The organism is Thauera terpenica 58Eu, from assembly GCF_000443165.1.
GTDB lineage: Bacteria > Pseudomonadota > Gammaproteobacteria > Burkholderiales > Rhodocyclaceae > Thauera > Thauera terpenica.
In genome coordinates, this window is the sequence record NZ_ATJV01000084.1 from 1 (window position 1) to 12756 (window position 12756).

11 protein-coding genes are annotated in these 12756 nt (G+C 60.6%); 9 read left to right on the forward strand and 2 right to left on the reverse strand.

Annotation, left to right across the window (positions count from 1 at the left end):
• Window positions 1-205 precede the first annotated feature (205 nt).
• A complete protein-coding gene (locus M622_RS40205; RefSeq protein ID WP_157282109.1) occupies window positions 206-382 on the reverse strand; it encodes a hypothetical protein in 177 nt (58 codons plus the stop codon).
• Window positions 383-487: 105 nt separating this feature from the next.
• Between M622_RS40205 and M622_RS40055 the strand changes: the two genes are divergently transcribed.
• The 5 genes from M622_RS40055 to M622_RS35870 all read left to right on the forward strand — a co-directional run bounded on the left by M622_RS40055 (window position 488) and on the right by M622_RS35870 (window position 9157).
• Window positions 488-976 (forward strand): hypothetical protein, encoded by a 489-nt coding sequence (locus tag M622_RS40055; protein WP_157282112.1) that lies wholly within the window; start codon window positions 488-490, stop codon window positions 974-976.
• Between the two features lie 50 nt (window positions 977-1026).
• Window positions 1027-1653, forward strand: a complete 627-nt coding sequence (locus tag M622_RS39855) for a Uma2 family endonuclease (protein ID WP_088178604.1) — start codon at window positions 1027-1029, stop codon at window positions 1651-1653.
• A 506-nt stretch (window positions 1654-2159) separates the two neighbouring features.
• Window positions 2160-4733, forward strand: a complete 2574-nt coding sequence (locus M622_RS39470) for a hypothetical protein (protein ID WP_021250556.1) — start codon at window positions 2160-2162, stop codon at window positions 4731-4733.
• Complete coding sequence (locus M622_RS35865) at window positions 4678-6129, forward strand: hypothetical protein (RefSeq protein WP_021250557.1); 1452 nt, start codon at window positions 4678-4680, stop codon at window positions 6127-6129. Before M622_RS39470 ends, M622_RS35865 begins: the two co-directional genes overlap by 56 nt.
• A 58-nt stretch (window positions 6130-6187) precedes the next feature.
• Window positions 6188-9157, forward strand: coding sequence for a KAP family NTPase (locus tag M622_RS35870; protein WP_021250558.1), 2970 nt, complete (start codon window positions 6188-6190; stop codon window positions 9155-9157).
• Between the two features lie 308 nt (window positions 9158-9465).
• Here M622_RS35870 and M622_RS35875 read toward each other — a convergent pair whose 3' ends face one another.
• Window positions 9466-10545, reverse strand: coding sequence for a hypothetical protein (locus tag M622_RS35875; RefSeq protein WP_031347421.1), 1080 nt, complete (start codon window positions 10543-10545; stop codon window positions 9466-9468).
• 131 nt (window positions 10546-10676) lie between these two features.
• Between M622_RS35875 and M622_RS35880 the strand changes: the two genes are divergently transcribed.
• The 4 genes from M622_RS35880 (at window position 10677) to M622_RS35890 (ending at window position 12690) form a co-directional block, all read left to right on the forward strand.
• Window positions 10677-10907, forward strand: a complete 231-nt coding sequence (locus M622_RS35880; protein ID WP_021250560.1) for a hypothetical protein — start codon at window positions 10677-10679, stop codon at window positions 10905-10907.
• A complete protein-coding gene (locus M622_RS40645) occupies window positions 10900-11274 on the forward strand; it encodes a competence protein CoiA family protein (RefSeq protein WP_021250561.1) in 375 nt (124 codons plus the stop codon). Before M622_RS35880 ends, M622_RS40645 begins: the two co-directional genes overlap by 8 nt.
• Window positions 11271-11672, forward strand: coding sequence for a hypothetical protein (locus M622_RS40650; RefSeq protein ID WP_021250562.1), 402 nt, complete (start codon window positions 11271-11273; stop codon window positions 11670-11672). The genes M622_RS40645 and M622_RS40650 overlap by 4 nt, the downstream gene beginning before the upstream one ends.
• A 616-nt stretch (window positions 11673-12288) precedes the next feature.
• The gene (locus M622_RS35890; RefSeq protein ID WP_021250563.1) at window positions 12289-12690 is read left to right on the forward strand and encodes a DUF262 domain-containing protein; all 402 of its coding nucleotides are present in this window, start codon (window positions 12289-12291) and stop codon (window positions 12688-12690) included.
• Window positions 12691-12756 lie beyond the last annotated feature (66 nt).

Genomic DNA, 12756 nt, shown 5'->3' on the forward strand with positions numbered 1-12756 from the left:
GTTCGTGCTCCCTGAGAAACGGAAGCCTGAGCATGCCGCCTCACCCGCGGCTATGTAAGGATGGGGTTCGTGGAGCGCTTACCTTGCTTTGGCGCGAGGCAGCGTCAAGAAACTGATCCGGGCAGGACGCCTCGCGGGCCGGGTAGCCGCTGCAGGCAAGCGTTGCTTCACGTCGATCAACCCCGACGCGGTTGAGGCCTATCGGTCACTGCGCACTGCGAGCCTCACCGCTGTCGAGGTCCGGCGTGAACTCGGGCTCAGCCGGCGCCGCTTCCGAGAGCTGTGCCAGGCAGGCATCCTGCCCGTCCTCGAGGGGCGCAACGAAACCGAACAAGCCGTTTGGCGAATCGGCCGCCATCGGCTCGACGTGCTCAAGAGACAACTCGACGACGCAGCTAGCCCTTCGCCCACTGAGGCTAACGAGAACGTCATCTCCCTCGCGACCGCATGTCGCACTCGCCTTGTCGAGGGAGAGTTGGCCCTCACCTTGAACGCCATCCTTGATGGACGCTTGCCCGTCATCGGAAGACTAACGGGGCTGTCGCTCATTCCCTCTCTTGTTGTGGATGCAGACCGACATCTCCAGTTGCGTGATGAGTGGCGTGCCGAGCATTCAAGGACCCTCTCGGTCATGGAAGTCGCAGAGGCTATGGCGGTGAAGCAGGAGGTCGCATATCACCTCGTCCGACAAGGCCTGCTGCACACGACGACCGCGGAGACGCGTCGCCGCAACCAGCGCGTGGCGATGCAGCAGCTTCAGGAGTTCAAGACCGAGTACGTCTGGCTTCGAGACCTTGCCCAAGGTGCCCACACCTCGCCCAAACACCTTCGCGCACTCCTGGATCAGGAAGGCATCCGGCCAATCAGCGGACCTGACGTTGACGGATGTCGGCAGACGTTGTTCAGGAGGGCATGTCTGCAAGCGAGGCCGGCAATCCTAGGCACCATCTCACCTTCAGAAGACGTTGCGACGTGATTGCAGAACCCGTAACACCCATCACATTACTCTCGAGTCCGAAGACAATGATGTCCACAACCAGCCACACCCCTCGTCGCACAAGCAAACCTGGTATACGGCCCGGCTCATGGACGAGTATTCCTTCCTGCTCAGCGTTGCTAATCTCAAGCGTCCCGGAATTCACGATTCGACGGCGGCCACCGGACGATGCTCACGAGATGATTGAAGGCCTGATGCAGCCCATCCCACGACCATCCAAGGCTCACGATGCCATCTGCAAGAAACTGGAAGCCGCCCTCCGCGAACACCTCGCGTGTTCACTAGAGCAGGTGTTCACCGCCCGCGATCGAAGGCCCCTCTGCACCGATCGCTCGACGCTCTATCCCGACTTCTGGGTCTCCACCCTATGTCGAGATCCGGTCAACGAGCAGCGCGTCGCCTACCCGGGCCTGGTGATCGAGGTCCTGTCACCCTTTCGGGAAAAGGTCGACAGGGGCGCCAAGCTCCACGCATACCGAGAGATCGACAGCGTGCAGGAACTGCTGGTGATCGACCCTGCTCGTGGTCGCAGCGAGTTGTATCGTCGCTGCGGGCCTCGGCAGTGGCAGTTCACCGACGTCGAAGGAAGCGAACCTATTCATCTCGATAGCATTGGGATGAGCGTGGAAGGCTTGCTGGGGTTCGGGTATCGATAGCGAAGTTCGAGTTCTCGAGGGGCAGGATAGCGTGGAGGTCTACGAGACCACCCCTCGCAGTGCTCAACTCTATGTTCGCTGGTCTTGGGCGGGGACCCTGATCATCCCGTAGACATACAGAACACAGCGCCCCCTGGTTGTACCTGCAACGACAACTGGTCGGCCTCAGCTGCCGGTGGCTTGATGGCGCAGTCAGGCAGCAATGTGCTGGTCACCTGCCGTTCGAGCGTCAGGCGACGGTGAACGGCGGCTTCTCCATCCTGCCAACTGGAACTACTGACCCAAAGCGGAAGTACGACGGGAAAGGCCTATGACTGCTTCGCCGCGGGATCAGTCGTTTGCACCGGCGACGCCAACGTCGAATGTCGGCTCCTAAACGGCCGTTCAATCTGGCCGGGCGCTGAGGCCACCCAACGCGCGCCCCCGTACGCCGATTAGCGCCGCTATATGAGAGTAAGTGCAGCGCTCACTACGACGACGCTCCCACGACGCTTTACAATCGCGGCATGAACGAGGCCGAATTCGATCGACATGTCCGGACCGGCGAGCGCAACAAGGAGGTCATGGAGCTCGTGCACAACTGGTGCTCCCACGCTCAGGTGCGCAACCACGGTGGGACGGGTCTGATCGCCATGCAGACAGGCCTCCCCATCGGGATGTTCGGCATGCAATGCGACTTCGCGCCAGCAGGAGGCATCGCGGGCTGGTACCTGGAGGAAGGTGCGCTCGACTTCTACGACCGCAACTGTGTGCACTGCGAAAAGCGTCAAGCGGTTCGGCTGCCGAACCTCAGCCAACTGGTAGCGGAGCGTGACCGGGAACTGGCGAGGCGCAAGGAAGCCGCAGAGCGAGCGAAGGCGGAGGCTGACGCGGCCCGCGCAGATCGCAAGCAGCGTCGGGATGCCTTACGAACTGGCCAGAGTCCCGCAACGTGCGCGCTGCTTGATGACCTTCAAGCTCTGGATGACCACCCTTCAGATGAGGCGAGAACGCGGATCGTCGAGACAGTTAAGCTGGCCCCTGAGGTGCTCACGGCTCCGATCACTGAGTACTTTTTCGAACTGGCCGCAACGCGCGCGGGCGGGTGTCAGACGGAAGCACTCCTAGTGCTGCAACACGTTGGTGCGGATCCCGCGCGTCTCGCTGCGGCGGCACTGGGTTGCCTGGCGCGCCATGAGTCCGTCGCAGTGGCCGCCGGTATCTTCATGGCGACGCCCAGCTTAGGGGAGGAGGCGGCGGTGGAAGCAGCGGTGCCTGCTCTCATCTCGTTGGCTAGCCCACCTCGCCTGCCGCTCAGTCATCACCAGCGGCGGCTGCAACCGGGACCGCTGGAGGCCGTCTTCGGCGAGCGACCGAAGGCCATCCGTCGCGGCATCCAACGCCTGCTCGATTCGCGGCAATCCTACTCAATACGTACGGGGACGGCTGGTCTCAAGGTCCTTGCTACGAAAGATCCGGTCATCCCGGGACAGTTCGGCAAGACGTTGGTCGCGAAGCTCGCGCGTGCGCACCTCCTCATCGACAACGACGAGGCAGACAGGGACCGGGACATGGTGTGCAGCGATCTTCAGCGCTCCATCGCAGCCATCTTTCTCCTCGAGCCCGCCGCCACCGACCAGCTGATCTCAAGCTTTTTCGAGGGCGCCTCGTCCGAGGGTGAAGCGCGCCTCATCCGGGTCTACGAGGAGGTGTTCCGGTTTGCCGTACGCGGGAAAGCAACGCTGGAAGACGACGTCGCCGGCGTGGTCCTTACAAGGGTGATCAAGCTTGCGAGCACCTCGAACAACTTCAAGGTGCTCAGCGAGATTTCCCAGATCTTCAGGGATGGCTCCGGCAGCTTGCTTCGGGCAGCCAGGAAGGACCTCGACGTCGTCCTTGGAGCAGCGGCCGTCCTCGACGCCCGGTTCGAAGCGTTTAATGCCGAGCAGAATCGTAAGACCAACGTCTCCACCCTGGACGCTCTGGAGGCCGGTAATTTCAGGTCGACGCTCGACAATCTCAGGGAATGCTTCGCGACCATCGCGGCCAGAGCGGCTGAAGGAGATCGGCTCGCCACGGAATCGTACATCGACTTTCTGACGAAAGTTGATGAGAGTCGCACCTGGCTGGTATCGGCGCTGCTCAAGGAAACCAGCCATCTCATCTCCACGCCCGAAGGGTTGAACCTGGTGCTGCCTGAGCTCTATTCGGGATTGATGGGCACGTCAACTCTCGTGCGTGCGACGGCAGCCGAAACGCTTGGCAGGGCGGGCAAGAGCCGGATTGCAGACCTTCCCCAGCTGGTGCTCGAGGCGTTCGTTCTTCTCCTGTCGGATCGTTACGTCATCGTGCATCAAGCGGCCGCCGGTGCGCTTGAGAACATTCCTCTGCCACCCCATCTCGAGCAAGCCGCCGGCCTAGCGCTTCTCCAGCTTATCGGGGCCTACAAGTCGGAGAAGGACACCAGTGGCTTTCTGCCTCGATGCATGCGGCTCTACCTCCATAGATTTGCCAAAGAGGAGCAGCTGAAGGAGGCTTTGGCAGTCTGGTTCATCGGGATCCTCATGGCCGTCCCGCCGAGCTCGAACCTCCGGGCGCTCAACTCCATGTCCCGGTTCCTCAAGGACGATCCCTCGTACGTGGATCTGGTGATCAGCATCCTCGAGGACCAGTCCGTCCGCGAGTACGGCGAGGAGGACGCAATCCGGCTTGCGTACTTGATCCCCGACGCGGAAGCGCTCAAGCGTGCGGATGATTTGGCCAAAGTCGCCGTTCGCAGGAGGGATCGCGCCCCGTATGTCGGCGCGATGGTGGAAATCCTGACGCGGGTCGGGGCTTGGGAGCAAGCGATCACGGCGGTTGAGGCTGCGTGGGAAGACGTGCCTGACACGGTCCCCAAGAGACGAATGAAGTGGGCGCGCCGGATGCAGGTCGTTGCAGTGCGATTCGAGGCGGCCGTCGCCGCTGGTGATGCGGAGCAGCGGGCGGCGTTGAAGGCAGAGTGGGAGGGCCTCGTGAAGGCCCTCGACGACGACGAGAAGCAATATGCGGCAAGACGCAATCCTCTCCCAAGTTTTCTTCGCACGCATCGAGGCGGTTGATGCGCTTGGCAGGCTTGGCAACGGCGGAGCCGTTGAAGCCGAGACGCTCAGACAAATCAGCGCAGCGCTGGACGGCGCGTCCCTTCAGTATGGACGGGCAGCAACTGCAACGGCGTACGGCGCTTTCGCGGGGCTACTGCGCATCGTGTCGACATTGGCGGAGTGGAGACAGTCGGTACTTGACGCTACGGAGGGAGGCGATCGGCTCCTACGAAGCGCGATCGAGCGCCACCGCCTCTGGGTGAACGAGTACGGGGAACGGTCGGAAGCGATGCCGCTGCTGGACGCTTCGACTACCGTTCCCTCGATCGCAACGCTCGCCGACTTTGAAGCCCTCTGCAGCAGCCTCTCACGCGTTCCGTTGCCCATTGGGGTGTTCGGGGACGAGGGGCTCAGGGTTCCGCGCAAAAAGGATCTCGCCGTCGAGGTGGCGCCTCAGCCAGCAGAGCTCTCCGTTGCGTTCCTGAAGTTTCAGCTCGGAGGCCAGCCGGCCGCTGATGTTCACCACCTGGCGCCGCGCGAGATGCACGACATGGAGATTGAGGTGCGGGTCTCGCGATGGCCTGACAACGCGACGCATCTCACCTTAACCCCGGTTTCGGCGGAGCCGCGAAGCTCCTACGAACTATCCGAGTTCACATTCCCCAAACCACCTGGGAAGGCGCCCTACACGCTGGTTCAAGGAGGGCGGGCGATCCTCCAGGTAGCGCAAGGGCTCAAGGCCCGCCCGTTCGAGTTCAAGTACGCCGCCGCGTTTCAACCTGCCAGTGTGGAGCAACCCGTAGCCATCGTCGGCCATCGCACCCTCCTTGTCGAGGGGATCGACATCAAGTCACACCCGATTACCGGTTACGCCGCGATGGACGAGAAGATCGTATCGGTCCGTGACCTGCTTCGACAACAAGGACTGGCCAATGTGCATGAGCTCTCGGATGTGCTTGAGCTTCTCGCGGTACTGTGCAACATGGCTGGCCGAGCGGTTCAGGACGCGGAGTTCGATGGGATCTGGCCCGAAAGTCGGTTTCAGGACTACGTGCGGAAGGAACTGCGGCGTGCGCCTCGAATCGGATCCGACCTCGAGGAGCACCCTGCGGCGGCAGGCGGCATCACGGACCTGAGCTTTCGTGGGATCACCATCGAACTGAAGTCCGTGGACCATCGTATCCGGAGAGTCGAAGACTGCCAGTGCTACGTCGAGCAAACGGCGAGCTATGCGGCTGCAAAGGGCAAGCGAATTGCGCTGCTGTGCGTCCTGGACTGCAGCAAGAAGGAGACCGCTCCCTGGCCGGCGGCCGACGGACTCGCCATCCTGAGATCTGCCCCGCCTGCGGAAGTTACGGTCGTGACCATCGTAGTCCTAGGAAACATTACCCGTCCCAGCAAGCTTTCTCGTTGAACGAAGCGTGCCACTGAGTACGTTCGAGTACGCACGACTGCATAGGGAGGAACAGTGAATGGCAGGTACCAAGCAAACCATGAAGATGCCGGAACTCTTGGTCTTCGCCAAGATGTTCGTCGTTGGCTGGGTTGGTGCTGAGGTATGCAGGGCAGCCTATTACCTGGGGACCGCGTTCGCGCCTGCAGTGGCTGATCTCGAGGTCTGGGCAAGCGGCATCGTGGTCCTGGCCGGACTGGCGATCTGTGTGGTCTACGCCGCGAATCGCGGCGCATTCACTGCCGCCGTCCAAATGGGTCGAAGCTTTCGTTTTGACCTACTGATGGCAGTTTGTCTTGGGGCTTGGTCGAACGAGTTGACCATGCCGTGGCTTTCCAAGTTTCACGCCGCCTTGAAGGCCGCAAACCCGCATTGGGCGCCAATTGCTCTTCTGCTGCTCTCCACGGTGCTGTTGTCGCCACTCGTTCAACGTCATTGGCCAAGGAGACGGCAGATGGAGCCTCAGCTCCGGTTCCTTGCGGATGAGGAGATCGAGCGCGATGCGGACGACTTGCTCTCCAACGAGTCGCAAGCGAGATCTTTCGCGGAAACCGTCCTCGACAGCCGCGCTCACTCAGGATTGGTGTTCGGTGTGGACGGGCCGTGGGGCGTAGGCAAAACAAGCTTCATCAATCTTGCCGAACGCCACTGGCAGCGGGCCGCGGACGAGGTGATTATTTGTCGGTTCGAGCCCCTTCGATACGCGTCTGAGCCAGATCTTGCGGATCGCTTGATTCGCGACCTGTCTGCCGCGATTCAAAACAAAGTCTTCGCACCGGAGTTCCGCCCTGCGGCCTCTAGATACGCTCGGCTCATAAAGGGAAAGGCTGACGTTTCGTTCCTGGGCTTCAAGCTTTCACTGGAGCCTTCCCAGGAAACTGTCGATGAGCTGCTTGACGACATTGACGAGGTCCTTCGCCGCATCGGCCGACGGGTGATCGTTGTCATCGACGACTTGGATCGTTTGGACGCAAAGACAGTCAACAACGTTCTGTTCGCAACGCGACGCACCTTCAAGCTGTCGCAAGCGACCTACGTCCTTTGCTATGACACCGAAGTTCTGGCCGGTGGCAATGAGGAAGGATCCCGGGCGCGTGAGTTCCTTGAAAAATTTGTGACGGTCAAGCTGAGCTTGTTCGTGGACAGCTCCAGCATCCGCAACTTCTTGCAACGCGACTGGGAAAAGAGCGAGAGCCAGCTCGGGTCCGTGCCATCGGACACGATGGTGAAGCTTGGAGCCGTTCTCAATGAGCTTGCGGAGATCTTGGCTGGAGAGTCTTCCGCCAAGTACCTTACGTTGATCGCCGATCTACGTAAGGTCAAGCGCTTTATCAATGCCATCCTTCTCATGCAAATCGAGAAGACCGATCTTGGGCGGACTGATTTCAACAAGCGCGACCTCATCCATCTAATGCTGCTGCATCTGAACTATCCCGGGTTGTTCAGGCGCATATACGCCGAGGAGACAGAGGGGCGCAGTGGTACTTTCTCCGTTCGGCGTATGTACGACGAACCAGACTTCAAGAACGCCGATGGTTTTGAGCAGATCAAGGAAGGGCATCCAGGTCCTGCCAAGTTCCTGCTGGAACAGTTGTTTGATGTAGGGGTGTTGGAGCTGGGCGACGGGCGCAACATTGAAGAGTCTGTTCTTCGGTCCCGGGCGTGCTTCAACAAGGGCGACACCAGAAACTTGGAGAGTTTTCTGAAGCTCATCGTGCGCTTTGCCGCGCCGGAGCCGCAGGAGACCTTTGTTCTATACCAAACAGCGGTGGATCGGGTTCGCAAGGGTCGATCGATTGCCTTAGTTTTTGCGGAACCGGAGTTCGCTCTTGAGAAACAAGAGACCGCTCACGACCAGTTCTGGCGGGTACTGGTCAATCAGGCCCACGACTTCACCAGCCCGACCACAGAAGACGCCATCGAAACGCTCGTTGAGTACCTGCCACGCTACTCGACGTTCGACAACGATGACCGAGGACTGCGCCCAAGGTCGGTCTATTCGCTATTGCGCTTGTTGGATCGCGCAGGCTGGGGGCGTACTGCAGGCCGGCGACGGGCAAACACTCCGGAGAACGTCGTCGAGATCGCGTGGCGCATCTTTGGCGAGCACGCCTTCGTTGGAAGAGGCCTGCTAGGACGGCTTGCTTGCCCAGAGCGCGGCGTTCTGGGTTGGAACGACCTCATGCTCTTCAGGCTGCAGTGCTCAGCGGATCGCGGTGGTCAGCTGTACAACCTCCACACTGCGCTCATTGTCCACCAGGACATGTCTGCTCCAACGACCGGGTTAGTCAGTAAGCTGGCGCTGCTCGAGATGAGGTCGCTGTCTCAGCAAGTCTTCGCGCACTTCAAGCGCACCTACATTGAGCCTGGACGAAACTTTTTTGCTGAGGCACGTGAAGTGCCTGTGGATGCGCTCCTCGGCCAAGCCTTTGCGCATCTTCATGAGCAGGCTTCGCTAGACCCCGCATCCGAGCAAGGCGATACAACGATTGCTCGTCGAGTTGCGGCTGCACGGTCCCTTGCCGCGTCGTTCGTCATCTATCAGCTCAGCAATTCGCGGCCTCCGAATGGCGCTGGCGTTGGATGCGGTTACTACGATGAAAAAGGTGCTGAAGATGGCGGTGGCATCTCTAGGTTGATGAACGAGTACGTCTTTGGATTCTGCTTTAGCCCCGACGTCCACGCCGACAACGTGCTGCTGTTTCTCGACCATTGTCTCGCCCACTTGAGCAGCCCGTTCCAAACGGGGCTCGACGAAGAGGGCTATGTCGCAACCAAGTCGGGGCTACCAGGTGGGTTGGATCCGAGGGCTATGGGGAGTTATTGGCTGACGCATCGCGATCACATTCGGGGGCTTGGTCTCCAAGACAGAGGGCGATGCGTTTTTTTGCCTAGCTACACAGCCTTCTATCACGACGATCTCGATGGCGTTTTTGCAGTACTCGATGAACTGGCTGACGAGGCACCCCCAAGCCCTGCTATATCGTGAAGCCGGCGGCTGGTTGTCGGGCGCTACTCTGTCCCGGCCATACTCAGCTTGGATCCCCGACGGAGGTTGCGAGGCTGGCTTTTGTACAACGCCGCGGGTTGGTCAATGGGTGCGTAGACGCGCCGATTGGATGGCAGCTTCAGCGAAGTAAAATTCAGAACAACGAAGGTCAGTTCAGGGTCGGTAGTTCCAGTTGGAAGGGTGGAGAAGCCGCCGTCCACCGTCGCCTCACGCTCAAACGGCGGGTGACCAGCACATTGCTGCCTGACTGCGCCATCAAGCCACCGGCAGCTGAGGCCGACCTACTGTCACCATCGACTTTGGCGCCAGTACCCCGCCCGCAGCTTCCGATCGAAACTGAAAACGTGTTCCCCGGGCTCCTCGTCGCAGCACCCGACCAGCCGGTTGAACTGACCAAGCCCGCCCTCCCGTAGCGACACGTTGCCTCCACACAGCGGGCAATCCGCCACATACCGCACCAGGCGCAGGCTGTAACCACGCGACCGCCCTGGAAGCACCGTTGCCTCGGGATCCCAGAAGAGCTCGACCTGACACTCCCTCTCCGAGAACGGATAAAAGAGCGGCGAGGCCATGATGATGAATCGATCGTAGAGCCGGATCAAAGGCCGCAGCAGAAACCAGAAGAAAATTGCCGCAACGACCATCAGCTCCCACTCGAGCGCACCGTCGGCGACACGCATCAGCGCAATCAACACGGGCAGCCCCGTTACCAACACCATGAGTCCGAGGCCGATCGCCGGGACATAACGACGAATGCCATCGATGCGCATACTCGCTTCTCCCTGCCGGCGGAACAGCAGCGGCCACAGAAACAGGCGCCCGAGAAGCGAGAACCTCAGGCTCGACCGGTCCTCGCGGTACCGGAGCACAAAGGCCAGCTTTTCGTAGTCCGCTGGCAGGGTAGGGAGCGCGGTGCTCACACCGAAAGGGCGCCATTCGAGACGATAGGTCGACGAGCGGCCGCCATCCGACTTGTCCTTGGTCGGCCACAAGAGCCCCGTAAAACCTGCCTTCCGCGCTGCGTCGGTGAAACGGCCCTGCAGTTCGGCGAACGCCTCCTCCAACCCGGGCCAGTGCTCGTTCACCCGATTGCGTGCCTTGTTGCTGGTCAGGCCCTCGACTGGCTCGCCGCGCTCCTCGAGCGTCCAGCGCCAAAGCTCCTGAGTGCTGAGCGATCTCGGCTCGATGCCGTCCTTGCCATCGCCCTGGTACTGGGTCAGCAGCGCCCGCAGCAAGTCCCAGAACACCTCCCGGTAGTCAGCGCTGCGGTCACGATCAAGGAGCATTGGAAACCACTGCGCGAACCGAACGCGCTCTGGCAATGGGCACGCGCCTTCGCACTGAGGGGTATCGGACAGATCGCTCATCGGGCTCCCAGCAGACATGACGGGATTCTAACAGCGAACCGTCCGCCAACCGGTTTCAGACCGTCCGGGTCCAGCAACCACGCGGGTTTGCATACCTAACCTGACCTCTCCGTTCAACCCAGGAGAAGGTCATGTTGGAAACCCTCGTTCTATACATCGCCGGCGAGCGCGTCGAACTCCGCTCGCTCCCCTTTGGCGATCTCGCTGTTTACCACCGGCCCGACGAGCACGTGCGTGCGCTCGTCGAACCTGTCTGCCGGAATCGTGGCTACTGGAACAACAAGTACAACAACTGGATCGTCTTCCGTCAGTTCCGCGCGGCCGTCGTGAGCGAACTCGAAGCGGAGGCAGACCATGTCTGAACGGACGCTTCACGGCTTGGACTTCGGGCTCGACCACACAGGGCGGATGCGCGGAATCGACGAGGTGGAGCAGGGACTCGCCTGCAAATGCGAATGCCCGGAGTGCGGAAGTCCGCTTGTCGCCAGAAAGGGGGCTGTGCGCGTGCATCACTTCGCGCACCAAGGAGAGAGCTGCACCACCGGCGCCGAAACCGCGCTCCATCGGATGGCCAAGCAGATCGTGGCGGACAAGCGTCGCCTCGTCGAACCCGGACGGGACACCCCGACAGTCTTTCGGGACGCCGCGCTACCGGATGAAATGTACTGGCCCGGCCGGCGCCCCGACGTCGTTCTCTTGACCGAGTCGATGACCCTGCAGTCGAGGTGACCGTAACCCATCGATGTAGCCCCGAAAAGCTGGAGGAGATCGTTCGTACAGGAATCCCGACCATCGAGCTTGACCTCTCGACGGCCTATCGGCGCAAGCGCCTGGGTTGGACGATCGAGCAGCTTACCGATCGCCTCGTTCACGATCCTGCGATTCGACGCTGGCTCCATCTGCCAGAGCCAGCAGCGGAGAAGGAGTGGCGAACAACCACACCTGAGACGCAAACCCAGACCAAGCCCGCAGCACCCGTCACCAGCACACGGACGTCCCGCATCTACGCCCCCTTCGACGGCACGTTGCTCGTATTCGATCCTTGGTATGGGCTGGTACCGCGTGATCCCGTCGCACGCGCTCAGCTCATCCAGGAACTGGATGCGCGGCGGTCCACCGAGAAATAGACGCAGGGCGGCGAGCTACGACGGGTCGAAAACGTGCGGCACCATCGGCGGGCGCGACCCACCAGAGAACACGCCAAGCCTGCGGCTCCTCGCCCTGCCCCCCCTCCGGCCGCCAGAAAGCTTGGCCGTATCATCGTTTCTGCGAAAAAATCAGGATCCTTTCACCGTATTCGAGAATCGGTTGGTGGGGGGTTCTCATTGAAGGGTGAAATTTCCGGCGCCGCTGTCGGTGGAACCATTTCACCGTATGTGAGAACCTACAGCTGCGACCATTACGTGGAAAATGGCTAGCCAAATGTGGGCGGACGGCCAGGAAGGGCGGGCTCTCCGGCAGGAGCGCCCGCCCTTCGTGCATGGATCTCCAAGACCCGATCGAACCGCACTCTGAGGCCAACGGCTCGCACGCATCAATTGATAATCAGCTCCTTCATCAGAGCATTGCTCACAACCAACCGCCAACGGCAGCCTAGCGATCGGATCCACTTTCACCACTTGCTGCTGGACAAGAACGAGTTTTCTGGACGGCCAAATTCATTTCGTCGATCAGGAGCCCTGGCCTTTCTTTTGCCAGCTATTTTGCCGACTACCGCGAAACGGCTGAGGTAATCGAGTCTCTATGATCAAGTCAGTCAACAACTACCCAGTCTCACAGCTTTTCGACATCGAAGCGGGTGTGGTCTACGCGATACCGCGCTACCAGCGCGAATACACCTGGAGCAAGAGCCAGTGGGAGACGCTGTTTGATGACGTGCAAGAAAACAACCCTGGCTACTTCCTGGGCTCGATCATCTGCATCAACCAGACCACCGACGCCCTGGCCATGCAACGCCTGGAGGTGGTGGACGGCCAGCAGCGGCTAACGACGTTGTCGCTGCTCTTCGCGGCGCTGTACCAGTCCTTGAAACTCCATGAGAAAGAGCTGGATGACGACCAGCGTGTGGAGCTGATCAACCTCAAACGCAAGCTGGTGCTGAAAAAGGGAGACGACCAGTTGCGTGTGGCGTTGGTGCACTATTAACAAACGCTTATATAACAATGGCCTAGATTCTGAGATTTTGGCATGATTCGCCCCTTTCCCCCGTCC